Consider the following 22,970-nt stretch of genomic DNA (forward strand, 5'->3'; position numbering starts at 1 on the left):
CATGCGTCTTGTCTACTCCGAAGAACTCGCGGGCCTGGCCACGTCCATGGCCCGGATGTGCTCCCTCGCGACCGATGACATGGAGCTGGCGACCCACGCCCTGCTCCAGGTCGACCTCGTCGCCGCGGAGAAGGTCCTGGAGTCCGCGACGGAGATGTCCAGGCTGGCGACCGAGAACGAGGAGCGGGGTTTCGCCCTGCTCGCCCTCCAGGCGCCCGTCGCGCGGGACCTGCGACAGGTGGTCACGTCGATCCAGCTCGTGCAGGACCTCGTCCGGATGGGCACCCTCGCCGGACACGTCGCCAAGATCGTCCGCCGTCGCCATCCCGAGCCGGTCCTGCCGGAGCCCGTCAACGGCTACCTCGCCGAGATGGGCCGGGTGGCGGTCTCACTGGGGCGCTCCGCCACCGAGGTCCTCCTCAACCGTGATGCCGAGCAGGCGGCCACGCTGGCACGGCAGGATGATGCCGTCGACGACCTCCGGCGCCATCTGTTCACCCTGCTCACCGTCCGGGAGTGGAAGTGGGGCGTCGCCTGCGCGGTCGACGTCACCCTCCTGGGCAGGTACTACGAGCGCTTCGCCGACCACGCCGTGGAGGTCGCCCAGCGCGTGATCTTCCTGGCGACCGGCGAGTACGCCACCGTCCCCGAGGACGACCCCGAGCGCCCGTCCCCCTCCAGCGAGGAACTGGTGCGCCAGTTCAACGAGACGGACCGGACCTTCAAGGAGCGCATCGCCCGCCACGAGGCCACGGGCCGGGACGGCACCGCCGGGGACTCTTGACACATCGCGACCTGACGTGGGGGAACGTCACTGCCCCGGTGCCGGCCTCGAGGCCTGTACCGGGGCAGTGACGTCCGTGTGAGCGCCGGGACGGGTCAGCCGAAACGGCCGGACACGTAGTCCTCGGTCTGCTTGTTGTCCGGGTTGGAGAAGATCTTCTCCGTGGAGTTGACCTCGACCAGTTGACCCGGCATGCCGGTGGCCTCGAGGGAGAAGAACGCGGTCTGATCGGACACGCGGGCGGCCTGCTGCATGTTGTGGGTGACGATCACGATCGTGAACTCGTTCTTGAGCTCGGCGATGAGGTCCTCCACGGCCAGTGTCGAGATCGGGTCGAGCGCGGAACAGGGTTCATCCATCAGGAGTACCTGCGGCTCGATGGCGATCGCGCGGGCGATGCACAGACGCTGCTGCTGGCCGCCGGAGAGCCCACCACCGGGCTTGTCGAGGCGGTCCTTCACCTCGTTCCAGAGATTCGCACCGCGCAGCGACTTCTCGGCGACCTCGTCGAGGGTCTTCTTGTTCTTGACGCCCTGGAGCCTGAGCCCCGCGACCACGTTCTCCTTGATCGACATCGTGGGGAACGGGTTGGGGCGCTGGAAGACCATCCCGATGGTCCGCCGGACGGCGACGGGGTCGATCTTCTTGTCGTAGATGTCCACACCGTCGAGCTTGATGGAGCCCTTGACGTAGGCCCCGGCGATCTCCTCGTGCATCCGGTTGAGGGAGCGCAGGACGGTGGACTTGCCACATCCGGAAGGGCCGATGAACGCGGTCACGGACCGGGGCGGGACGTGGAGGTCGACGTCCTTCACCGCGTGGAAGTCACCGTAGAAGATATCGACGTTCTCGAGGTCGAGTCGCTTTGCCATCTGAACCGATGTGTCCTTACTTGGTCTTCGGCGCGAGCGCCTTGGAAGCGAACGCCGCGAGAACGTTCGCGAGCGCGATGATGAGGATGAGCGTGAGGGCCGCGCCCCAGATGCGGTACTGACCGGCGTCGTTGGGGTTGGACAGCTGGTTGTAGATCAGCAGTGGCAGCGAGGCCATGTTGCCCTGGAAGAGGTCGTAGTTGTAGCTCGCGGTGTACCCCACCAGGATCAGCACGGGCGCGGTCTCCCCCATCACCCGGGCGAGCGCCAGGAAGATGCCCGAGATCATCCCCGACAGCGCGGTGGGGATGACCACGCTGGTGATGGTCTTCCACTTGGGCACCCCCAACGCGTACGAGGCTTCACGCAACTCATCCGGGACGAGCTTGAGCATCTCCTCGGTGGAGCGGACGATCAGCGGGATCATGAGCAGGACCAACGCGAGTCCCACAGCGAAGGCGCTCAACTCGAACTGCAGCATCGTGATCCAGATGCCGAAGATGAAGATCGCCGCGACCACCGAGGGGACGCCGGCGAGGACGTCGACCATGAGGGTGGTGGGTCGCGCCAGCGTGGAGTCGGGATACTCCACGAGCATGATGCCGGCGGCGATACCCAGTGGGATCGAGATGACGGCCGCGATGAGCGCCTGGACGAGGCTGCCGTAGATGGCGTGACCGACGCCGCCGGCGAGCGACGACGGCGATACCAGGAAGAGCGAGTTCGTCCACCAGTTCGGGTTGATGATCGCCTCGGCCCCCGCGGAGACCACCTTGTAGAGCAGCGCGATCAACGGGATCACCGCGACGATGAACGACAGGGTGAACACGACCGTCGCCACGGAGTTCTTCGCCTTCCGCCCACCGGAGACGGGGAGGAAGGTCTCGGACGGCTTGGCCGGTCGTGCGAGGTCGGGGGTTACCTGGGACATCAGCCGTTGACCTTTCCACCGGACACCGAGCGCGCGATGAGATTGACGATGAACGTGAGGAGGAAGAGCACGAGCCCGGCGGCGATGTAGGCCCCGGTCGACATCGGGTTGTTGAACTCCGCGGACCCGGAAGCGATCTTGGACGCGAACGTGAAGCCCCCGTCGAACAGGGAGAGGCCGCTGGCCGAGCTCGAGGCACGGAGGATGATGAGCACCGCCACCGTCTCACCGAGCGCTCTGCCGAGGGCGAGCATCGACCCGGCGATCATGCCCGATTTGGCGTAGGGGAAGCACGTCATCCGGATCTTCTCCCACTTCGTCGCGCCGAGTGCCAGAGCGGCCTCTTGGTGCAACGACGGGGTCTGACGGATCGTCTCGCGGGACATCGAGGTGATGATCGGGAGGATCATGATCGCGAGCACGATGCCCGCGGTGAAGATGGTCCCGCCTCCGGCGATCGAGACGTTCCCGTCGGCGAAGAGGAAGAACCACCCCAGGTTCTCGTTGAGCCAGGTGGCGAAGGGGGTGATCCACGGGCCGAGGACGATGAGTCCCCACATCCCGTACACGATCGACGGGACGGCCGCCAGCAGGTCGATCATCGCCGACAGCGCCCGGGAGATCCGGGGTGGCGCGTACTGGACGAGGAACGTCGCGATCCCGATCGCGACGGGCACCGCGAGCAGCAGTGCGAAGACCGAGCTCAGGACCGTGACCTTCAACAGGTCGAGGATGCCGAACCTCAGGTTGTCGGGATCGGTCGTGTTCCACTCGGAACTGGTGAAGAAGTTGACCTGGTCCTGGAGGATGGAGGGCACCGCCTGGAGGACCAGCACGATGCCGATCAGCGCGATGAGCCCGACGATGATCGCGCCCGCCGCGACCGTGACCGACCGGAAGACGGAGTCGATATTCCGGGACGACCCGTTGGTGAGCAGGCCCCGTGGGCCGTCTCCCCGGCCCCCGGCCCCCGGGTGGTCGTCCTCCGACCATTCACCGCGGCGGCCGGCGGTCTTGTCGACGTCTCGTTCGACGGAGTCGTGCACAGTCATGGGACCTTCAGTCTTCCGGGGGTCTGTATGAGGTCGGTCGCTGTCCCCGTCCGCGGACGGGGACAGCGACCGGGCTATCACTTGATCGCGTCGATCGCGTCAGTCAGCTTGCCACGGAAGGCGTCGGGAACCGGAATGTAACCCTCGCCCTCGAGCTCACCCTGCACGGACTCGGAGACGGCGACGTTCAGGAAGGCCTTGACCGCAGCAGCGGTCTCGGCGTCGGGGTACTCGGAGCAGACGATCTCGTAGGTCGGCATGAGGATCGGGTAGGCCCCCGCGGCCTCCGGGACGTAGAAGGACGAGGTGTCGATCACCAGGTCGTTGGTCCCCTCGTTCTGCAGCTTGGCGGAGTCGATGGTCGTGCCCGCGGTCTCGGCGTTGAGCTCCACGCCCTCGGCGTCCGCCGGCGTGATGACCTTGGCCATCGACAGGCCCTGGTTCTTGGCGTAGGACCACTCGGTGTAGGTGATGGTCCCCGGGGTCTGGCCGATCGCGGCCGAGACGCCCTCGTTGCCCTTGGCGCCCTCGCCGACGCCGCCGTTGAACGTCTTGCCGGCCTCCTGGGTCCACGCGCCGTCGGACGCGGCCACGAGGTACTTCTGGAAGTTGTCGGTCGTACCCGACTCGTCGGAGCGGAAGATCACGGTGATGTCCTGCTCGGGGAGCTCCACTCCCTCGTTCTCCGCGGCGATGGCCGGGTCGTTCCACGTGGTGATCTCGCCGTTGAAGATCTGGGCGATGGTGGAGCCCGACAGGCTGAGCTCGACCCCGTCGAGGTTGTAGGCCACCGCGATCGGACCGAAGACCGCCGGAAGGTTCCACGCGGGGCTCTCACAGCGCTGCTCGGCCTGGGGGTACTCGTCCTCCTTCAGCGCCGAGTCGGAACCGCCGAAGTCGGTCTGTCCACCGATGAACTCCTTCACGCCGGCGCCGGAGCCGTTGGAGTTGTAGTCGATGGTCTGTCCCTCACAACTCGTGGCGTAGGAGTTGGCGAAGATCGTCATGGCGTTGTTCTGCGCCGAGGATCCCGAGGCATTGAGGTTGGGCTTCCCCTCGCACTCGACGCCCGCGACGTTCTGGGCGGTGTCGTTGGTCCCCGCGTTGTCGTCGGAGCAGGCGGCCAGTCCGGCCGTCGTCAGGGCGGCCAGCCCGAGCAGGGCACCGGTGCGCTTGAGGTCCACAAAATCTCCTTGGTTCATCCGGTGGAGACCTCCACCGGGTCACGTTGTCGGCGACTGGGTCGCAGGGCCGGACCGGGACGCGCCGATCCGACGTGGAGAGAACCTAGGGTGCGGACGTGAACAACGCCGAGGACGTAGGTGAACCCGAGATGAACTCCCTGGCCATGGGCTGTTCACCCGGACAGCCGTCCCTCCCCCCGCGGTACCCCACCTGGGGTGATCCTGAGATCTCGTCTCCGGACCGCCGCGGAATTCAGCGTGAGGCGTACGTCACGTCTCGGTGCTCGACGGCGAAACCGAGCCTCTCGTAGGTGCGGATGGCCGGGAGGTTGTCGCCCTCCACGTAGAGGACGACCGATTCCGCCCCTGCCCGGCCCTCGAGGTGCTCGACCCCGACGGCGGTGAGCAGACCGCCCAGGCCCCTGCCCTGGTCAGACGGGTCCACGGCGACCACGTAGACCTCGCCCTCGACCGGCTCCCCGGGCTCGGCGACGGTCTTCGTCCAGTGGAACCCGGCCAGCCGCGGCTTCTCGCCTGCGGCGTCCACGGCGAGGAAGACCGCGCCGGGATCCACCCAGTCGACGCCGAGCCGGTCGTCGAGCTGCTCTCGCGTCCAGCCCCCCTGTTCCGGATGCCACGAGAACGCGGCGTTGTTCACGCGGAGGAACTCCTCCCGGGTGTCCATCCCCGGCCACCGCGACCCGCCCTCCGACGCGGCCTCGGCGAGGGTGCCGGTCTCGATCCCCCCGGACGGGTGCGGATCCGGCAGCGCAGGCCCTCCGGCGGCGCGCCGGCGCATCTTCAGCAGTTCGCGTGTCCGCGCCAGCCCGAGGTCCTCTGCCAGGGCCCGCGCGGACGGCAGGTCACCGTGCGCCCACACCGCGGCCCCGGGCTCGGCATCGAGGACCGCGCGGACGAGGGCGTTGCCGTGTCCCCGGCGCCGGTGCGACGGGTCCACGACCAGTTCCGCCGTGGCCTCGTCCCCCGCGCCGACGAGCTGGGCGTAGCCGACGATCACGGGGTCGACGGCACCCCCGCCCGTGGCGGCACCGGGCGAGTCGGCGTCGGTCGCGAGGAAGTGACGAACCCCGTCGGCCGACCCGCGGAGGGCCCGGAGGGGCTGCTCACCGAGGGGTGCGACCCCGTCGACCGATCCCGCCTGCCGTGCCATCGCCTCGATGCGGTCGGCGGCACCGGCGTCCGGTGCGCGTTCGGTGACTGTCATGCGTCGCCTCCGTCCTCCCTGCGATCCGACGGCCGGACCGCTTTGTACCCGACGTTACGGACGGTGCCGATCAGCGACTCGTGATCGGGACCGAGCTTGGCGCGCAGTCGCCGGACGTGGACGTCGACGGTCCGGGTTCCACCGAAGAAGTCGTAACCCCACACCTCCTGGAGCAGCTGCGCGCGGGAGAAGACCCGGCCGGGATGCTGGCACAGGTGCTTGAGGAGCTCGAACTCCTTGTAGGTCAGATCCAGGGGGCGCCCCTTGACGCGGGCGACGTAGGTCTCCTCGTCGATGACCAACTCGCCGACCGTGAGGAGGCCACCGTCCGCCTCGCCCTGGGACGAGTGCCGCGCGGCGGCGAGGCGGAACCGGGCGTCCACCTCCGCCGGCCCGGTGGTCGGCAGGAGGATGTCGTCGAGGCCCCAGTCCCCGCTGACGGCGATCAGTCCCCCCTCGGAGACGACGGCGATGACGGCGAGGTCCCCGCCACCGGACAGCAGCCTGCACAGTGCCCGCGACGCCGCGAGATCACTCCGCGCGTCGACCAGGGCGAGTGCCGCACCGGAGAGATCCCCCAGCGAGGACGCCAGCGGCGGGAGTACACGCACCGAGTGCGGGAGGAGAGGCAGCGCGGGGATGACCGCCTCCGGGTCTGCTTCAGCGGCGAGGAGCACTACGTCCATGTCGCTTCCTCTCCGTCCGGGGGCCGAGACGATACTAGCGACCCGCACCCCCGAAACGGGGATTGGAGTACACCTGAATGCCATGAGACTCCCCCGCCCCGTCGTCATCGCGGCTGTCGCCGTGGCCGTCGTGGCCGGCAGCGCCTTCACGGTGGAGACGGTGTCCGCCTCACGGATCGAGGCCGACCTGTCCGGTCGGATCGACCCGGGGAACACTGGTGCCGGGCCCCCCTCGGTGACGATCGGCGGCACGCCGGGGTCGCGGTGGTCCGGCCCGGACACCCTCGTCTCGGCGACGATCCGGGTCGAAGGGGTCGACCGGCCCGGGCTCGGGCCGGTCGCGGTGGAGGCCGTGGCCACCGACGTCTCCGTGCCGGAGGACCCGCCCGGTCCGCTGACCGCCGGGGAGGTGACGGTCTCTGTACAGATCACCGGGGCCTCGCTCGGCCCGGCCCTGGGGATGCGGGACGTGCTGGTCGGCGCGGCCGACGACCCGAGCCTCGCCGGGGGTACCGAGACCCGGGCCCGGGTCACCGGGACACTCGAGGGATCCGACGTCCGCGTCTCGGCGTTCGTCGACCTCGTCGTCGACGACCTCGGCGCACGGCTCGTCCCCGTGGCACCCGCGACCGGGCCGGCGGGGTTCCCCGACGGCGACGGCGAGCTGGCCCTGCGCCGCACGGCACTGACGTTGGAACCGGACGTCCTCCCGCTGGGCGTGGCGGTCGAGACCCTCAGCATCACGGGCGGCACCATCACCGCCGCCGGTGAGGGCGGGCCCGGCACCGCGCCGCTCGACGGCCTCGCACGGACGGACCTCTAGACTCGGGCCCATGAGTCGCGACGATGTACTGGTCAGCACCCGCTGGGCCTCCTCGCGCCTGGCCGACGACTCGGTGGTCTTCCTCGAGGTCGACGAGGACGTGACGGCCTACCACTCCGACGGACACATCCCCGGTGCTGTCGCGCTGAACTGGCGAACCGAACTCCAGCAGGAGTACACGCGCGATCTCGTCGACCGTGAGCGGTTCGGCGAACTCCTGTCCGGTCGGGGCATCACCCGCGAGCACACCGTGGTGGTCTACGGCGGTAACCACAACTGGTTCGCCGCCTATGCCTATTGGTACCTCCGGCTGTACGGGCACCCCGACGTCCGTCTCCTCGACGGGGGCCGTATGCGCTGGGAGCGGGACGGCCTGCCACTGGAGACCGAGCTGCCGCAGCGGCCGGCGACCGAGTACGTCGCCGAGCCCCAGGACCTGTCGATCCGGGCGTTCCGCGAGGACGTGCTCTCGGGCCTCGGCAGTGACGCACTCGTCGACGTGCGGTCAGTCGACGAGTTCACCGGCCGACTCGCCGCCCCGGCCGGTCTGCCCCAGGAGGGCGGCCGGCAGCGCGGTCACATCCCCGGCGCGGTGAGCATCCCGTGGAACCGGGCGGTCACCCGTGACGGCACGTTCCGGTCCGACGCCGAGCTCCGCGAGATCTACGCCGACCTCCTCGGGACCCCCGGGCAGCGCGTCGTCACGTACTGCCGGATCGGCGAGCGGTCCAGCCACACCTGGTTCGTCCTCCACGAGCTCCTCGATCAGCCGAACGTCGTCAACTACGACGGCAGCTGGGTGGAGTACGGCTCCCTCATCGGAGTCCCCGTCGAGAGGTGAGCCGCGTGTTCACCCCGTGGGCCGGCGGCACTGGCTAATCTCGATCCCATGTCTCTCCTGTCGCGTGCGCTCGGTATGGCCGGGCGAGCCTCCGTCGTCGCCGTCGGCGCCGCGGTCGCCTCCACCGTCCTCGTGGGAATCGATCAACGCCGTGGGGCGATCCCGGCCGTGCCCGATCACCCCGGCCCCTACTCCCCCGAGGAGCGGGAGGCAGCCGTTCGGATGTACCTCACGGCTCTCACGGTCCCGGCCGCGGCGTTCCGTGTGCCGTTCGCGAAGGACTGTGTCCGTCGCGAGAACGGCCTGAAGACCGGGTTCGGGGCGGACCAGCTCCGGTGGGACCTCCACCTGCACCTGCAGTACTCGGTGATCCGCGAGGTGCGCGACATCGTCATCACCGTCGACCCACCGGGGCGCGAGGGCGTGGTGCACGCGGACTTCACCCTGGCGACCGTCGTGGGCGCCACCGCGCGGGTCAGCGAGGACTTCGTCGTGCCCACCGAGGACTGCCTCATCCACTCGATCGAGGCCCGCGTCTCACTCGGTTGAGAGGCTCGGGGTTAGGATTGGGCCATGGTGCTCTTCTTCGAGATCCTCCTGGTCCTCTGCACGCTGGCCATCCTGTGGGCCACCTGCTACATCGTGTACCGCACGGTCACCGACGAGTCGTGACGGAACGCGACCAGCCGAACACCGGTGACCCCACGCCGCCCACCCCTCCCGGGGGAGGCGGCGGTTCGGTCGTGCGCGGGTCCGGAAACGCGGCCGTCGACGCGGCGGCGGAGCGATCGGAGCAGACCGCCCGCCGCAACATCGCCCCGTTCTCCGAGCTCCCGGTCCCCGAGGACACCGCCAACCTGCGGTTCGGCCCCGACCTGCACCCGGGTCTGCTGGCCCTGCTGCCGCTCGTGGGCGTCTGGGAGGGTGAGGGCGAGGCCGACACCGAGGACCGCGGCCAGCACCGGTTCGGCCAACAACTCATCGTCGCCCACGACGGCGAGAACTACCTGACCTGGACCTCCCGCGCCTGGACCTTCGACGCCGGCGGCGCCGTGGACGATGCGGCCTACCGGGAGACGGGATTCTGGCGGATCTCCGCGGATGACCAGCTCGAGTTCCTCGTGGCCCACGCGTCCGGCGTGATCGAGATGTACTACGGCGCACCGATCAGCCAGTCGGCCTGGGAGATGACCACCGACGTGGTCCTCGCGTCCCCCACCGGACCCAAGCGTGGCGGCGCCAAGCGCATCTACGGGATCGTCGAGGGTGGCGACCTGGGCTGGGTCGAGGAGCGCGTCCACCCGGAGCGGGGCCTGGTGCCCCACATGTCCGCGCGACTGCGTCGGATAGCCGGCTAGCGGTTCCCCGCCCGGGTGGCGGGGCCCGTCACCCGCGGCCGACCGCGCGGTCGACCATGCCGACGACATCGATCCCGGGGTCCCCGGTCGACAGCGTCACATCGTCGACCCTGCGGACCCGCGCACACAGGGTCACCGAGGACAACAGCCACACCGCGTCCGCGGCCAACAGGTCGGTCAGCAGCAGCCGCTCCCGCCGCACGCGCACACCCTCGGCCCCGGCGATCTCCGCCATGGCCGCCAGGGTGGTGCCCTCGAGGATCCCCACCTCCGCCGGAGGGCTCACCAGCTCACCGCCGCGGGCGATCACCACGGTGGAACGGGGGCCCTCCAGCACCTCGCCGTCGGAGGACAGGTAGATCACGTCGTCGAACCCGGCCGCGGCGGCGTGCCGCAGCGCCGCCATGTTGGCCGCATACGACAGCGTCTTGGATCCGAGCAGCAGCCACGGGGCGGACGCGGCGACGTCCGACGCATACCCCCGACCGAGGGCCGTCACCGCGATTCCCTCGGCCCGCGCCCGCAGGGCCACCCCGCTCACGGGCGCGACGGTGATGTAGGCCGTCTCCCGCCCGCCGCGCTCGGGCCCGCGGGACAGTACCAACCGCAGCATCGCCTCCGAGTCCGGCCCCCACCGGCGCGCGGCCAGGTCGATGCCCGCCAGCCACTGTTCCGGGGACGGCCCGGTCAGCCCCAGCGAGGCCGCTGATCTGGCGAGTCGCGCCAGGTGACGTTCCGGCTTGGCGGGGCGGCCACCGACGACGAGGAGTGTCTCGAAGCAACCGTCGCCACGGACGGCGGCCAGGTCGTCGGCCAACAACAGTGGCTGATCGGACGGGTGGACCCGGGGACGCGGCCCCTCCGGACCGCCCGCGACGAGGACGACCACCCGTGCGTCGTCAGTCCGATCGGTACCCGTTTCCACTGCTGTGCCCATGCCGCCCAACACTACGGCGGGGTACGTAGACTCGCGATCGTGACCGACCCAGTTGTGCCCGAGCGGACCGACAGCGGCTACCGCAGCCCGATCCTGACCCGCCCCGGAGCAGTGAACCAGGCCGACACCTCCCCCGACGTCGGGGTGCCGTACCACTACGGCGACCCGTTCGGGGAGCAGCGCGCGGCCGACTCCGCGCCGGTGGTCGTCGACCGCTCCCACCGGGACGTCCTGACCATCGGTGGCGGCGAGCGGCTGACCTGGCTGGAGGGCTTCGTCTCCCAGCACGTGTCCGAGATCCCGGACGGTGGCGGCGCCGAGACGCTGGTGCTGGACGCGAACGGGCGGGTGGAACACCACGCGGTCCTCGCCGACGTCGGCGGCACGCTCGTCGTGGACACCGAACCCGGCCGGGGAGCGGACCTGCTGCAGTTCCTCACCAAGATGGTGTTCTGGGCCGACGCGACACCGGAGACCGCGGACCTCGCCGTCCTCACCCTCACCGGCGCCGCCCTCCCCGCCACCCTCGAGGCCCCGGACGGCACCGAGGTGACCCTGCCGGTCGGGGACTACGCCGGCATCCCGCTGCCGGGCGGCGGTGTGGCCCGGCGGATGCCCTGGCCCCTGACCGGATCGATCGACCTGCTGGTCCCGCGCTCCGAACTGAGCGCGTGGTTCGACGCGGCGGTCGCCGCGGGAGCGCGTCCGGCGGGTTCGTGGGCGTTCGAGGCCCTACGGGCGGCGGGGACGACCCCGCCGCGCGGCCGCCTCGGGGTGGACACCGACGAGAAGACCATCCCCCACGAGCTCCCCACCTGGATCGGCGATGTGGCGCAGCGCGGCGCCGTGCACCTGGACAAGGGGTGCTACCGCGGCCAGGAGACCGTGTCCAGGGTCCACAACCTCGGACGGTCGCCCCGGGTCCTGGTCCGACTCCAGTTGGACGGCTCCGCCAGCGACGAACTGCCCGTGCCGGGCGCCGAGGTCCGCGCCGCCGGCCGCCCCGTCGGACGCGTCGGGACCGTGGTCCAGCACCACGAGGACGGCCCGGTGGCCCTCGCCCTGCTCAAGCGGTCCGTGGCCGTCGACGCCGCCCTCGAGATCGACGGGGTCCTCGCCGCCGTCGACCCGGACAGCGCCCCGGAGGACACCGGGACCCAGGCCGGACGAGAGGCCATCCGCCGACTCCGCGGCCAGGCCTGACACCCCCGCGGGGGTCGGATCACCCCCGCGGGTCACTGCCGGAGACGACTCCCTCGACACCCGGGCGGACATTCCGCGCCGGGCACGCTATCCTGTGGACAGGCAGATACTCACACTTGCAATGGGCACCCCCGAGGTGGCCCAGCACCGTTTCCGAGGGGGTCAGGTCAATGGGCCGAGGCCGCGCGAAGGCGAAGCAGACCAAGGTCGCTCGCGAACTCAAGTACAACACTCCGCAGACGGACCTAGAACGTCTCCAGCAGGAGTTGTCGGGTGGAGGGTCGCCGACGCGGCTCAGCACCGATGAGGACGATGACCCCTACGGGTCATGGTCCGACGGCGACACCAGGTACTGATCATCCCCCGTTCCCGGTAGACCCACGTGGGCCGGGTATCCCCGAGGATGCCCGGCTCACGCGTGTCACACTGGCCGGGACACCGCACGACGACAGGCGACCCGGCCGGAACTGCCCCGGCCGGGTCGCTGTCGTCTGCGAGCGGTCAGAACCGGGCGTGTGAACCCTCGAGTGTCACGCGGGGGGCGTCGGCGTCCTCGCCGGCCTTCTCCACGCGCCCGATCACCCAGTTCTCGACGTGGCGTGCGGTGAGGACGGCCTGGGCCCGGTCCACATCCTCCTCGGGCAGGACGGCGACCATCCCGACCCCCATGTTGAACGTGCGCTCCATCTCGGCCTGCTCGACGCGGCCGTGATGGGCGATGGTGCCGAAGACGGCGGGAACGGGCCAGCGTCCCCGATCGAGGCGCGCGACCAGGCCGCGGGGCATCACCCGGGCGAGGTTCTCGGCGAGCCCGCCGCCGGTGACGTGGCTGAAGACCCGGACGTCGGTCTCCGCGATGAGGCTCAGGCAGTCGAGCGCATAGATACGCGTCGGCTCGAGCAGCTCCTCACCCAGGGTCCGTCCGAACTCCTCGACGTGCCCCTCGAGCGGGAGTCGGGCGAGCTCGAGGAGGACGTGCCGGGCCAACGAGTACCCGTTGGAGTGCAGCCCCGAGGAGGCCATGCCGATGATCACGTCGCCGGGGCGGACCTTCTCGGCCTGGAGGATCTCGTCGGCCTCGACGATCCCCACACCGGTGGCGGAGATGTCGTACTCCCCCGGGGCCATGAGACCGGGGTGCTCGGCCGTCTCCCCGCCCAGCAGCGCGCACCCGGCCCGGACGCAGCCCTCCGCGATCCCCTCGACGATGTCCGCGACGTGCTCGGGGACGACCTTGCCGATGGCGATGTAGTCCTGCAGGAACAGCGGCTCGGCACCGCACACCACGAGGTCGTCGACGACCATGGCGACGAGATCGATACCGACCGTGTTGTGGACGTCCATCGCCTGCGCGACGGCGATCTTGGTCCCGACGCCGTCCGTGGACGACGCGAGAAGCGGTTGCCGGTAGGTGTTCTTCAGCGAGAACAGGCCGGCGAATCCACCGAGGCCTCCCATCACCTCCGGCCGGGTCGCCCGCTTGGCGTGGGGGGCGAACAGCTCCACCGCGCGCTCGCCGGCGTCGATGTCGACGCCCGCGGCGGCATACGAGGCGCCGGTCGGGGGGTGTGAGTTGTCGGTCATGTGGTCTCTCCTCGTCGGCGCCCCTGGTCGGGCGCCCGTTCAGGGTCGGCGGACGGGGTCCGCGATGTCACTGCGGACCGGGAAGCGATCGGCCTCGAGGCCGTCGACCTCGGCTGCCAGCGCGCGCACGGCCGCGCTCATGGGCGAGTCGTCGGGAAGCTCGATGGGATAGTGCCCGTCGAAGCACGCTGCGCACAGTTCGTCGCCGCGTTGGCCGCTGGCCTCGATCATCCCCTCGACGGAGACGTATCCGAGGCTGTCCGCGCCGATGGCGCGGCGCACCCCCTCGAGCATCCCGTCCGAGGCGTCGACGCCGTTGGCGATGAGTTCGGCGGGGCTCGCGAAGTCGATCCCGTAGAAGCACGGCCAGCGCACCGGCGGCGAGGCGATCCGGACGTGCACCTCACGGGCTCCGGCCTCGTACAACATGCGGACCAGGGCGCGCTGGGTGTTGCCCCGAACGATCGAGTCGTCCACCACCACGAGCCGCTGCCCGCGGATCACCTCACGCAGCGGGTTGAGCTTGAGTCGGATCCCCAGTTGCCTGATGGTCTGGCTGGGTTGGATGAACGTACGGCCCACGTAGGCGTTCTTCGTCAGCCCCTGCGCGAACGGGATCCCGGACTCCTGCGCATAACCGACGGCGGCCGGCGTGCCGGACTCGGGGACCGGGATCACCAGGTCCCCCTCGGCGGGATGCTCGCGGGCCAGGCGGCGCCCGATCTCGACCCTCGCGGAGTTGACCAGGCGCTGGTTGATCACCGAGTCGGGACGGGCGAGGTAGACGTACTCGAACACGCACGTCTTGGGGGTCGGGGGCGAGAGCTTGCGGGACCGTACGCCGTCGGCGTCGATCGCGATGAGTTCGCCGGGCTCGATGTCGCGGACGAACGAGGCGCCGACGATGTCCAGGGCCGACGTCTCGGACGAGACGACCCAGCCGCGCTCGAGGCGGCCGAGCGCCAGCGGGCGGACACCGTGCGGATCGCGGGCCGCGTAGAGCGTGTTCTCGTCGGAGAAGGTGAGACAGTAGGCACCGCGCAGCCGGGGCAGCAGACGGGCCGCGGCCTCCTCGAGTCCCCCGTCGCGCGCCTCGTGGGCCAGCAGGGTCGAGACGATGTCGGAGTCCGAGTGGGTACTCTCCTCCGAGTACCCGCCGATCCCCAGGGCCGTCGCGTGCCGTTTGAGTTCCTGCGTGTTGACGAGGTTGCCGTTGTGGCCGAGGACGACGGAACCGCCGTCGATGATCGGCCTGAACATCGGCTGGGCGTTGTCCCAGCTCGCCGCGCCGGTGGTGGAGTAGCGGCAGTGGCCGATCGCCACGTGACCGTGCATCGACTCGAGGGTCTGCTCGTCGAAGACCTGACTGACCAGGCCGAGATCCTTGTAGACCAGGACCTGCTCACCGTCCGCCACGGCGATCCCGGCGGCCTCCTGGCCACGGTGCTGGAGTGCGTACAGGCCGTAGTAGGTGAGCTTGGCGACGTCCTCGCCGGGGGCCCATACACCGAAGACGCCGCATTCCTCGACCGGGCCGATGCGCTCGGCGTCGACGGGCAGGCCAGCGGGGCCGGGGGCGGACGGATCGGGCAGCCCGAGCCCGACGGCGGAGCTGCCACCGGGACGGCGGAGTGACCCGGACGGTGCCGGTCGTGACGACGTACTCTCCACCTGCTGGTGCTCCCTCGCGACTTTCGGGGCGGTCCGCCCGGACGGACCCCGGCGGTGCACCTGCAAGTCTACGGTCACCGACCCCCGTGGCCCCAAAGTCCAGCGCGCAGCCCCCCTCCGCCGGGCGCCCACCCCCCGCCCCGTCACGAGTCACCCGACCGAGCCCCGCACCCCGGCCGAGCCCCGCACCCGGCCGGGCCCCTCACCCCGGCCGGACGACCGGCAGCCCCGCGGCGACCGCCGCCGCCCGGGTCCCCGAGGCGCGCACGCGGCCCTCGGAGATCGCCGAGTCCCAGTCGAGCCGGCCCGTCGCCAACTCCAGCCAGGTGCGGGGGTCCGTCTCGACGACGTTCGGGGGGCTGCCGCGGGTGTGCCGGGGCCCCTCCACGCACTGCGCCGCGGCGAACGGCGGCACCCGGACCTCGACCGAACGGCCCGGCAACTCCGCCGCGAGGATCTCCACGGTGCCGCGGACCGCCGCCGCCAACGCGGACCGACCAGGTCTGGCGGCCACCTCGTCGTCGTCGTCGAGCCACGGTGTCACCGCCTCGACGGCCGCGCGCACCGCCGCGGCGTCGGGGACGCGGCTCACGTCGGATCCCCCGCCGCCACGGGGACCGGGTCCGCGGCGACCGGCAGTCCCCGCGCGCCGGTGCGCACGCCCCGACGGCGGTCGCGACGGTCCTGGGCGGTGCGCCGACTCCACGTCCGCGCGGCCAGGCTCGTGAGCAACAACATGATGAGGACGTTGACCGCCAGGACGGGGTACCCGCCGAGGAACGTGTCCTGCTCGGCATCGGTGGACACGCGCCCGTACTCGGTGGAGACGGTGCTCACCACGGTCAGTGTCAGCAACCACACGCGCGGCCGGGCGTACCCCAGGTAGGTGAGCAGTGCCAGAACCCCCATCGCGCCGTAGGTCGCGCCGATGAACAGCGCGAGCGCCACGACCGCCGGCACCACCTCGGACTGCTCGAGCCCCGCGAACTCCTCCAGGTCCGTCCCGCCCAGCAGGTCGCGCAACGCCAGCACGGTCAACACGAGGACGCTGACGGCGACGAGTGCGCACCCCGCGGTGAGCGCCGCCGGCCGCGGCAGGTGCCCGGGGTCGGGCGCGACGTCGTCGGCCGGACGGTCCGGATCCCCCGAGGCGACGCCGCCCTCGGCGACCGGGTCGTCGAACCCGCGGGCCGCGCGCACCACGCCCGGCGGCAGGTCGTCCGCCGACGCCTCGGGCACCGGCACGCTGCGCAGGTCCAGCACGGGCAGGTCCCCGTCGGTGCGGATCGCGTCACCGCCGCCGTTGCGGGAGTGGTAGCCGGTCGAGAAGTTCTCCAACACCCGGACCCCCACACCGGGGACGTGATACCGGATGGAGTCGACGATGTAGTCGCGCTCGACGTCGATGTCCGCGTCGATCTTGTGGGTCACCTGGAGGGTGAACAGCGACAGGCCCACCGCGCGGTCGTAGGTGCCGGCGCCGAGCCACTGCACCCGGTGCCCGCCGGGCAGCAGCCACCCGTCCGGGCACCGCCAGAAGCGCACGTGGTGGCGCTGCGCGGCGTTGCCCTCGACCTCCTGCTGATACGCCAGGCACTGCCGGCGACCGAAGAGCCGCAGGGGGCTCACCGGTGCGGACGGGTAGGACCGACGCAGGACCGAGGACATGATGATCCCCCACGAGGAGCGGACCGTGATGTCGTCGGCCAGCACCCAGCCGCAGGCGGTCATGGCCTCGTGGATCTGGCGGGCCGTGCCGTCGACGGCGAGGTTGACCGGATCCCCCAGCAGCCCGTCGGAGGTGCGGGTGCGGGCGATGAAGTACCCGGGCACGTACACCGACGTGACGAGCGTCTGCAGGCGCGGCAGCACCAGGTAGGCGACCAGCGCCCAGAACGGGATCAGCAGGAACAGATGCCACCAGGTGTGGTGCCAGACGTCGCTCAGCAACCGCCAGCCCAGCCAGCCCGCCGACAGGGTGGCGACCGCGAAGAACACGGTGTCCACCGCGAGCCCGGGCAGGGGTGGCCGCACCGTGTCGTCGCGGACCTTGGTCGGCGGGCTGACGTAGACGGGCGGTTCGGTCGGGCGGCCGGGCGCGACGGGGACTCCCGTCACGGCCGGAGCCGCCGGGTCGGCGCCGCCGCCCGCGACGGGCGTCGTGCGCTCGCTGGTGGACATGGATCGACGATAGCCGCCGGTCCGTCCCGTGCGGAGCCCGATCACTGCGAGAATATGCGCGTGCCCACGCCCGACCCCACCCCCGCGAGCAGTCTGACCGCCCACGAGGACCACCTGCGCGCCCTGGGGTTGCCGCTCGTGATCGCCCCGGCCACCCGGCGCCGCGAGGTGCTCCCCCGCTCCGCCGGCCTCGGCGCCGGACTCGCGGTGGCCGCCACCGGGATCGCCGCCGTGGACCGGTCGAACGACTACATGATCGCGCTGCTCGAGCGGGCCGGGCCGGGGGCGGAGCCGGAACTGCTCGACGCCCCCGAGCCGATCGTCGAACTGCTCCTATTCGCGGTCGCGCTCTGGGTCGCCGCCCCACTCGTGGGATGGCTGGTGTCGACGGCGGCCCGTCGCGCGCGCCCGGTGGTCGGCTCGGCGATCGGTCTCGGGGCACTGATCGCCCTCGTCGTCGTCCCCCACGTCGTGTTCGCCCCCCACGACGGCCCCTCGTACCGCACCACCGTCCTGCTCGCGGTGGGCGTCCTGGTGGGCACCTACACGGGGCTGGGCTCGCTGATGCGCTGGTCGGCGCGGCGCGTGCGGCGGGAACTGGCCACCATGGGACCGATGGTGGCGAGGGTGCTGCCGATCCTCATGCTGGCGGTGCTGTTCCTGTTCTTCAGCGTGGAGATCTGGCAGGTCATGGTGGAACTGTCCTGGCCGCGGACGTTCGCCGTGCTGGGCGTCATGGTGGTGCTCACCGTGCTGCTGGTGGGCATCTCCACCCGCGACGACATCATCCAGGACCTGGGCGGGCGCGCGCCGGACCACCCGCTGCGTCCGGGCGAGCGGGTGAACCTGGTGCTGGTGCCCGTGCTGGCGACCCTGATCCAGGCGGCGCTGTTCGCCACGCTCGTGTTCCTGTTCTTCGTGACCCTCGGGTGGATCGCCGTCCCCGAGATCACCGAGACCCGGTGGACGCTGCGTCCTCCCGACGAGCCGGGCGGGCTGCTGTTCGGTCTCCCGGTCAGCGTCACCCTCGTGCGCGTGTCGCTGATGCTGGCGACGTTCTCCGCGCTCAACCTGGCCGCCGCGGCGGCCTCCGACGCCGCGCACAAGGAACGGTTCGTACGTCCGATGCTCGACGAGGTGGTCCGTGGCCTCGCCGCGCGGGAGGCCTACCTGGGGGCACGACGACGAGGGCTGCCGTAGGCCCGGGGCCCTGATGGGCCGTCAGGGGGGTGCGGTAGTCCCGGGCGCGCAGCAGGACGGTCACGACCGCCGCGCCGATCACGACCGCCGCGGCCAGCGCGAGCGCGGTGGCGCCCATGGCCACGTGCAGCAGCGCACCGGCGACACCACCGAGGACGAGCGCGGACCACAGGGCCACCTGCTGGCGGTACGGGGCCCACGATCCCCCGGCCAGCGCGTCGACCAGGCGGTGGGCCGACTTCACCACGGCGCCCGTCATGTACGTCACGCCGAGCGAGACCTCGCCACGGGAGTGGAAGACGGAGTTCATGGCCCCCATCGATGCCGCCGCCGCCGCGACGGACACCGGCGCCCCGAGCACCGTGGCCGTGGTGACCCGGTGCAGGACGAGCGAGAGCACGAGCAGGAACGCCACGAGGGACAGGACCGCCGGTCGGTCGTCGAGGTTGCGGCGTCGGGTCACCACCGCGCCCCCGACCGCCCCCAGGAAGAACGAGACCAGCACGACGGCGGCGATGGCGGCACCTGCGAGGTCACCGCCAGAGAGGTCGACGACCATGCGGGTGGAGTTCCCGCTCATGAAGGACACGAAGTAGCCGCCCACCACGAGGAAGCCGACGGCGTCGACGAACCCCGCGGTGGCGGCGAGCACCACCGCGAGGACCCGCTCACGCCCGCGCAGGTCGCGCATCCGCCCGCCTGTCCCCGGTCCGGCCGTCCTCCCCGACGACTCAGACGGGGTCGACGCCGAACAGAGCCGGCAGCGTCCCCTCGTGGGCGGCGCGCAACTCGTCGGTGGTGAGGGTGAACTGGCCCTGCACCTCGAACGTGCCCGAGTCGGGGTCGGTCACGCCGACCCGCGCGTGCGGGATGTGCTGCGCGGTGAGCATCTGCTGGAAGCGGATCTCCTCGCCCCGCGGCACGGAGACGATCACGCGTCCGGAGGACTCGGAGAACAGCCAGACGAACGGGTCGGCGCCCTCGGGCAGCACGACGCGGATGCCGCACTCGCCCGCCAGCGCCGACTCCACGAGAGCCTGCGCGAGGCCGCCCTCGGACAGGTCGTGGGCGCCGGTGATGAGGCCGTCCTTGGAGCTGGTCGCCATGATGCGGGCCAGGGTGGCCTCCCACGCCAGGTCCACCGTCGGGGGCAGGCCGCCGAGGTGGTCGTGGGCGACCTGGGCCCAGATGGACCCGTCGAGCTCGTCCCGGGTCTCGCCGAGGAGGTAGATGCTCTCGCCGGGGGTGTCACCGAACGCGGTGGGCGTGCGGCGGGCGACGTCGTCGATCACCCCGAGCACGCCCACGACGGGCGTCGGCAGGATCGGCGTGGAGCCGGTCTGGTTGTAGAACGAGACGTTGCCGCCGGTGACGGGGATGCCGAGCTCGGCGCACCCGTCGGCCAGGCCGTGGACGGCCTCGCGGAACTGCCACATCACACCCGGGTCCTCGGGGGAGCCGAAGTTCAGGCAGTTGGTCACCGCGACCGGGGTGGCGCCGGTGACGGCGACATTGCGGTACGCCTCCGCCAGGGCCAGTCGGGCGCCGGTGTACGGGTCGAGCTTGGTGTAGCGACCGGAGGCGTCGGTCGACAGCGCGATGCCGCGACCGGTCTCCTCGTCGATGCGCAGGACACCGCCGTCGGCGGCTTCCGCGAGGATCGTGTTGCCGCGGACGTACCGGTCGTACTGCTCGGTGATGAACTTGCGCGAGCACAGCGCCGGGCTGGAGATCATGTCCAGAAGGGTCTGACGCAGCTCGTCACCGGTGGCCGGGCGGGCCAGGTTCGCGGTGGTGTCGGCCTGCAGAGCGTCCTGGTCGGCGGGGCGCTCGACGGGGCGCTCGTAGACCGGTCCCTCGTCGGCCAGTGACTCCGGCGGGGCGTCCACGACGGTCTCGCCGCGGAACTCGATGGTGAGCCGGTCGCCGTCGGTGACCTCGCCGATGTCGGCGGCCAGCACGTCCCAGCGGCGGCACACCTCCATGAAGGCCTCGACGTTCTCCGGCGTCACCACGGCGCACATGCGCTCCTGCGACTCACTCGAGAGGATCTCCGCGGCGGTCATGCCCTCCGCACGCAGCGGGACGTTGTCGAGCACGATGTGCATGCCGCCGTCGCCGGCCGCCGCCAGCTCGGAGGTGGCGCACGCCAGGCCGGCTCCGCCGAGGTCCTGGATGCCCACGACCAGTTCCTCGCGGTACAGGTCGAGGCAGCACTCGATGAGGACCTTCTCCATGAACGGGTCGCCCACCTGGACGGCCGGGAGCTTGCGGGGTTTGACCGGCGCGCCGTGCTCATCCACGTCGAAGGTCTCGGAGGCGAGCACCGACACGCCACCGATCCCGTCGAGGCCGGTGCGGGCACCGAACAGGATGATCCGGTTGCCAGTGCCGGAGGCGAACGCCAGGTGCAGGTCCTCGACGCGCATGACGCCCGCGCCGAGGGCGTTGACCAGAGGGTTGGCGGCGTAGGACTCGTCGAACACGGTCTCGCCACCGATGTTGGGCAGGCCCAGGCAGTTGCCGTAGCCGCCGACGCCCGCCACGACGCCGGGGAGCACGCGGTGCGTGTCGTCGGCGTCGGCGGGGCCGAAGCGAAGCTGGTCCATCACGGCCACCGGCCGCGCACCCATCGCCATGATGTCGCGGATGATCCCGCCGACACCGGTCGCGGCGCCCTGGTAGGGCTCGATGTACGAGGGGTGGTTGTGCGACTCCACCTTGAACGTCACGGCCCAGCCGCCGCCGATGTCCACGACGCCGGCGTTCTCACCGATGCCGGCGAGCATGGACGAGCGCATCTCGTCGGTGGTGGTCTCCCCGAAGTACTTCAGGTGCACCTTGGACGACTTGTAGGAGCAGTGCTCCGACCACATGACGGAGTACATGGCCAGCTCGGCGTCCGTGGGGCGACGCCCCAGGATCTCCCGGATGCGGGCGTACTCGTCCTCCTTGAGTCCGAGTTCCGCCCACGGCTGGGCCAGCTCGGGGGTGTCGGAGGCGTGCGAGATGGAGTCCACGTGAGAGGTCACGGGGCCGAGTCTAGTCGGCCCCCTCCGGGTGGCGAATCGACGCCTTCGGCCCCACCTCGTGCGGGGCCGCCCGGGGCCCGCCCTACGTCGACAGGACCTCGAACGTCAGGCCGCCGCGCTGGACCCGGTCCAGCAGGGCGTCACCCATGGCCTGGGCCGTGGTGAGCTGACCCGAGAGCGCGGGCAGGTCGTCGAACGCCAGACTCAGACCCGACTCGGCGAGCATCATCGACGTCTCGGTGTACCCGGGGTCGCCCCCCGAGACCCGGGTGACGATCCGACGGCCGCCGGCGAGCGCGACGAACGTGACGTCGAACGAGGACCGGGCCCGGCGGGACTCGCTCGGCCCGGCCCCGCGGTCGATCCGCTTGAGGATCTGCGACCGGATGGGGCCGACCTGCGAGCCGAGCGCGAGCGCGCCGACACCGACCATGCCGGCCGTGGCGGTGACGGGCGAGCCGACCGAGGCGTAGTGCGAGTAGGTGAAGTCCGGCCCGTAGCTCTCAAGGGCTGCGGCCGACCGCAGGACGATCTGCGGGTCGATGGTCGGCAGCGGCACGAGCCACCGGCCCAGCACGCTGTCCCGGTGCGGCTTGCCCTGGACCGACTTGATCCGCCGACCGGAGACCCTGCCCTCCTTCTGTCGCCGGAGCTTGGCGGTCTTCGCCGCGTCCCGCAGGCGCGCGAACTGGCCGATGGCCGAGTGGAAGGTTCCGCCGGAGAACTGGGCCTCCGCATGGACGGCCCCGTACACCACCGCGGGCACGCCCTCGGGCACCTGCTTCATGGTGTAGAACACGCCCAGGTCGTGGGGGATCGAGTCGAAACCGCAGGCGTGGACGATCCGTGCGCCGGAGGCCACGGCCGCGTCGTGATACTCGAGGTACATGCGGTCCACGAACTCGGGCTCCCCGGTCAGGTCCACGTAGTCGGTTCCGGCCTCGGCGCAGGCGGCCACCAGCGGCTCGCCGTACTCGAGGTACGGGCCGACCGTGGTGATGATGACGCGCGCCGACCGCGCCATCTCCGCCAGCGATCGCGCGTCGTCGGTGTCCGCGACGACGACCCCGGGCGCGGGGACGTCCGGCATCTCGGTGGCCAGTCGGGCGACGATCGCGTCCAACTTGGTCCGGTTCCGGCCCGCGACCGCCCAGGAACCACCCTCGGGCATGTGCCGCAACAGGTACTCGGCCACCAGTCCCCCGGTGAACCCGGTCGCACCGTAGAGCACGATGTCGAACGGCCGGTCGGCCTTGTCGGGGGCGGAGACGGGCTGGTTACTGGTTTCGCTCATCCCACGGTTCTACCGCATCGGCCGCGGTCGGCGGGCGATACACGGAGCGCAGCTGGCCACGAGTGGCGCGAGTGACCTCTGTCACTAAAATGAAGAAAGTTGATCCATTGTC

At 71.0% G+C, this 22,970-nt stretch carries 21 protein-coding genes and 1 pseudogene; 8 read left to right on the forward strand and 14 right to left on the reverse strand.

Translation table 11 applies throughout. The features are described from left to right. Position 1: 1 nt before the first annotated feature. A complete protein-coding gene (gene phoU / locus CK206_RS07050; RefSeq protein WP_067712032.1) occupies positions 2 to 784 on the forward strand; it encodes a phosphate signaling complex protein PhoU in 783 nt (260 codons plus the stop codon). A 95-nt stretch (positions 785 to 879) separates the two neighbouring features. Here the strand turns inward: phoU and pstB are convergent, their stop codons facing one another. The 6 genes from pstB to CK206_RS07080 all read right to left on the reverse strand — a co-directional run bounded on the left by pstB (position 880) and on the right by CK206_RS07080 (position 6,734). Beyond that, positions 880 to 1,656 (reverse strand): phosphate ABC transporter ATP-binding protein PstB, encoded by a 777-nt coding sequence (gene pstB / locus CK206_RS07055; RefSeq protein ID WP_067712029.1) that lies wholly within the window; start codon positions 1,654 to 1,656, stop codon positions 880 to 882. Positions 1,657 to 1,672: 16 nt separating this feature from the next. Beyond that, positions 1,673 to 2,587: a phosphate ABC transporter permease PstA gene (pstA, locus tag CK206_RS07060; protein WP_067712026.1), complete on the reverse strand. Its 915-nt coding sequence runs from the start codon at positions 2,585 to 2,587 to the stop codon at positions 1,673 to 1,675. Further along, a complete protein-coding gene (gene pstC / locus CK206_RS07065) occupies positions 2,587 to 3,639 on the reverse strand; it encodes a phosphate ABC transporter permease subunit PstC (RefSeq protein WP_082923668.1) in 1,053 nt (350 codons plus the stop codon). Before pstC ends, pstA begins: the two co-directional genes overlap by 1 nt. A 77-nt stretch (positions 3,640 to 3,716) precedes the next feature. Beyond that, positions 3,717 to 4,823, reverse strand: a complete 1,107-nt coding sequence (gene pstS, locus CK206_RS07070) for a phosphate ABC transporter substrate-binding protein PstS (protein WP_096905966.1) — start codon at positions 4,821 to 4,823, stop codon at positions 3,717 to 3,719. A gap of 253 nt (positions 4,824 to 5,076) precedes the next feature. After that, positions 5,077 to 6,048 carry a mycothiol synthase gene (mshD, locus tag CK206_RS07075; RefSeq protein ID WP_096905967.1) on the reverse strand — a complete coding sequence of 324 codons (972 nt, stop codon included), beginning with the start codon at positions 6,046 to 6,048 and terminating at the stop codon, positions 5,077 to 5,079. Next, entirely contained in the window at positions 6,045 to 6,734 is a 690-nt protein-coding gene (locus CK206_RS07080) for a response regulator transcription factor (RefSeq protein ID WP_067712021.1), read from the reverse strand. Before CK206_RS07080 ends, mshD begins: the two co-directional genes overlap by 4 nt. Positions 6,735 to 6,816: 82 nt before the next feature. Between CK206_RS07080 and CK206_RS07085 the strand changes: the two genes are divergently transcribed. From CK206_RS07085 to CK206_RS07100, 4 genes are all read left to right on the forward strand, one after another. Continuing rightward, on the forward strand, positions 6,817 to 7,557 hold the full coding sequence (locus CK206_RS07085) for a DUF2993 domain-containing protein (protein ID WP_096905968.1): 741 nt from the start codon (positions 6,817 to 6,819) through the stop codon (positions 7,555 to 7,557). 10 nt (positions 7,558 to 7,567) lie between these two features. Then, on the forward strand, positions 7,568 to 8,398 hold the full coding sequence (locus CK206_RS07090; RefSeq protein WP_096905969.1) for a sulfurtransferase: 831 nt from the start codon (positions 7,568 to 7,570) through the stop codon (positions 8,396 to 8,398). A gap of 48 nt (positions 8,399 to 8,446) precedes the next feature. Beyond that, complete coding sequence (locus CK206_RS07095) at positions 8,447 to 8,947, forward strand: hypothetical protein (RefSeq protein ID WP_096905970.1); 501 nt, start codon at positions 8,447 to 8,449, stop codon at positions 8,945 to 8,947. A gap of 119 nt (positions 8,948 to 9,066) precedes the next feature. Then, positions 9,067 to 9,756, forward strand: coding sequence for an FABP family protein (locus CK206_RS07100; protein WP_096905971.1), 690 nt, complete (start codon positions 9,067 to 9,069; stop codon positions 9,754 to 9,756). Positions 9,757 to 9,784: 28 nt separating this feature from the next. Here the strand turns inward: CK206_RS07100 and CK206_RS07105 are convergent, their stop codons facing one another. Beyond that, positions 9,785 to 10,693, reverse strand: coding sequence for an aminodeoxychorismate lyase (locus CK206_RS07105; RefSeq protein WP_096907336.1), 909 nt, complete (start codon positions 10,691 to 10,693; stop codon positions 9,785 to 9,787). Positions 10,694 to 10,732: 39 nt separating this feature from the next. On the opposite strand from CK206_RS07105, the gene CK206_RS07110 reads away from it, so the two are divergent. Next, positions 10,733 to 11,896: a folate-binding protein YgfZ gene (locus CK206_RS07110; RefSeq protein ID WP_096905972.1), complete on the forward strand. Its 1,164-nt coding sequence runs from the start codon at positions 10,733 to 10,735 to the stop codon at positions 11,894 to 11,896. 170 nt (positions 11,897 to 12,066) lie between these two features. Continuing rightward, positions 12,067 to 12,252, forward strand: a complete 186-nt coding sequence (locus tag CK206_RS07115; protein ID WP_067712007.1) for a DUF3073 domain-containing protein — start codon at positions 12,067 to 12,069, stop codon at positions 12,250 to 12,252. Positions 12,253 to 12,397: 145 nt separating this feature from the next. On the opposite strand, the gene purM is transcribed toward CK206_RS07115, so the two are convergent. From purM to CK206_RS07135, 4 genes are all read right to left on the reverse strand, one after another. Then, positions 12,398 to 13,480, reverse strand: coding sequence for a phosphoribosylformylglycinamidine cyclo-ligase (purM, locus tag CK206_RS07120; protein WP_067712004.1), 1,083 nt, complete (start codon positions 13,478 to 13,480; stop codon positions 12,398 to 12,400). A gap of 39 nt (positions 13,481 to 13,519) precedes the next feature. Then, positions 13,520 to 15,151, reverse strand: coding sequence for an amidophosphoribosyltransferase (gene purF / locus CK206_RS07125; RefSeq protein WP_067712001.1), 1,632 nt, complete (start codon positions 15,149 to 15,151; stop codon positions 13,520 to 13,522). 202 nt (positions 15,152 to 15,353) lie between these two features. After that, complete coding sequence (locus CK206_RS07130; protein ID WP_096905973.1) at positions 15,354 to 15,743, reverse strand: sterol carrier family protein; 390 nt, start codon at positions 15,741 to 15,743, stop codon at positions 15,354 to 15,356. Next, entirely contained in the window at positions 15,740 to 17,332 is a 1,593-nt protein-coding gene (locus CK206_RS07135) for an LssY C-terminal domain-containing protein (RefSeq protein ID WP_096905974.1), read from the reverse strand. Before CK206_RS07135 ends, CK206_RS07130 begins: the two co-directional genes overlap by 4 nt. Positions 17,333 to 17,386: 54 nt before the next feature. Here CK206_RS07135 and CK206_RS07140 point away from each other — a divergent pair, with 54 nt between their 5' ends. Next, positions 17,387 to 18,532, forward strand: a complete 1,146-nt coding sequence (locus CK206_RS07140) for a hypothetical protein (RefSeq protein WP_254050509.1) — start codon at positions 17,387 to 17,389, stop codon at positions 18,530 to 18,532. Between the two features lie 76 nt (positions 18,533 to 18,608). On the opposite strand, the pseudogene CK206_RS07145 reads toward CK206_RS07140, so the two are convergent. From CK206_RS07145 to CK206_RS07155, 3 genes and pseudogenes are all read right to left on the reverse strand, one after another. Continuing rightward, a pseudogene (locus CK206_RS07145) lies at positions 18,609 to 19,223 on the reverse strand (YoaK family protein); the annotation flags it as partial. 40 nt (positions 19,224 to 19,263) lie between these two features. Continuing rightward, positions 19,264 to 21,564 (reverse strand): phosphoribosylformylglycinamidine synthase subunit PurL, encoded by a 2,301-nt coding sequence (gene purL, locus CK206_RS07150; protein WP_096905975.1) that lies wholly within the window; start codon positions 21,562 to 21,564, stop codon positions 19,264 to 19,266. 82 nt (positions 21,565 to 21,646) lie between these two features. After that, a complete protein-coding gene (locus CK206_RS07155; RefSeq protein ID WP_096905976.1) occupies positions 21,647 to 22,858 on the reverse strand; it encodes a trans-acting enoyl reductase family protein in 1,212 nt (403 codons plus the stop codon). Between the last annotated feature and the right edge of the window lie 112 nt (positions 22,859 to 22,970).

Origin of the sequence: Dietzia sp. WMMA184 (assembly GCF_002441635.1) — a bacterium.
Lineage (GTDB): Bacteria > Actinomycetota > Actinomycetes > Mycobacteriales > Mycobacteriaceae > Dietzia > Dietzia kunjamensis.

Excerpts from the sequence above, each read along its gene's own strand:
- CK206_RS07135 (WP_096905974.1), bottom strand. The coding sequence starts at position 17,332 with ATGTCCACCAGCGAGCGCACGACGCCCGTCGCGGGCGGCGGCGCCGAC.
- CK206_RS07095 (WP_096905970.1), top strand. The coding sequence starts at position 8,447 with ATGTCTCTCCTGTCGCGTGCGCTCGGTATGGCCGGGCGAGCCTCCGTC.
- pstC (WP_082923668.1), bottom strand. The coding sequence starts at position 3,639 with ATGACTGTGCACGACTCCGTCGAACGAGACGTCGACAAGACCGCCGGC.
- CK206_RS07140 (WP_254050509.1), top strand. The coding sequence starts at position 17,387 with ATGCGCGTGCCCACGCCCGACCCCACCCCCGCGAGCAGTCTGACCGCC.
- CK206_RS07115 (WP_067712007.1), top strand. The coding sequence starts at position 12,067 with ATGGGCCGAGGCCGCGCGAAGGCGAAGCAGACCAAGGTCGCTCGCGAA.
- CK206_RS07155 (WP_096905976.1), bottom strand. The coding sequence starts at position 22,858 with ATGAGCGAAACCAGTAACCAGCCCGTCTCCGCCCCCGACAAGGCCGAC.
- purM (WP_067712004.1), bottom strand. The coding sequence starts at position 13,480 with ATGACCGACAACTCACACCCCCCGACCGGCGCCTCGTATGCCGCCGCG.
- mshD (WP_096905967.1), bottom strand. The coding sequence starts at position 6,048 with ATGACAGTCACCGAACGCGCACCGGACGCCGGTGCCGCCGACCGCATC.
- pstB (WP_067712029.1), bottom strand. The coding sequence starts at position 1,656 with ATGGCAAAGCGACTCGACCTCGAGAACGTCGATATCTTCTACGGTGAC.
- phoU (WP_067712032.1), top strand. The coding sequence starts at position 2 with ATGCGTCTTGTCTACTCCGAAGAACTCGCGGGCCTGGCCACGTCCATG.
- CK206_RS07085 (WP_096905968.1), top strand. The coding sequence starts at position 6,817 with ATGAGACTCCCCCGCCCCGTCGTCATCGCGGCTGTCGCCGTGGCCGTC.
- CK206_RS07105 (WP_096907336.1), bottom strand. The coding sequence starts at position 10,693 with ATGGGCACAGCAGTGGAAACGGGTACCGATCGGACTGACGACGCACGG.
- pstA (WP_067712026.1), bottom strand. The coding sequence starts at position 2,587 with ATGTCCCAGGTAACCCCCGACCTCGCACGACCGGCCAAGCCGTCCGAG.
- CK206_RS07090 (WP_096905969.1), top strand. The coding sequence starts at position 7,568 with ATGAGTCGCGACGATGTACTGGTCAGCACCCGCTGGGCCTCCTCGCGC.
- CK206_RS07080 (WP_067712021.1), bottom strand. The coding sequence starts at position 6,734 with ATGGACGTAGTGCTCCTCGCCGCTGAAGCAGACCCGGAGGCGGTCATC.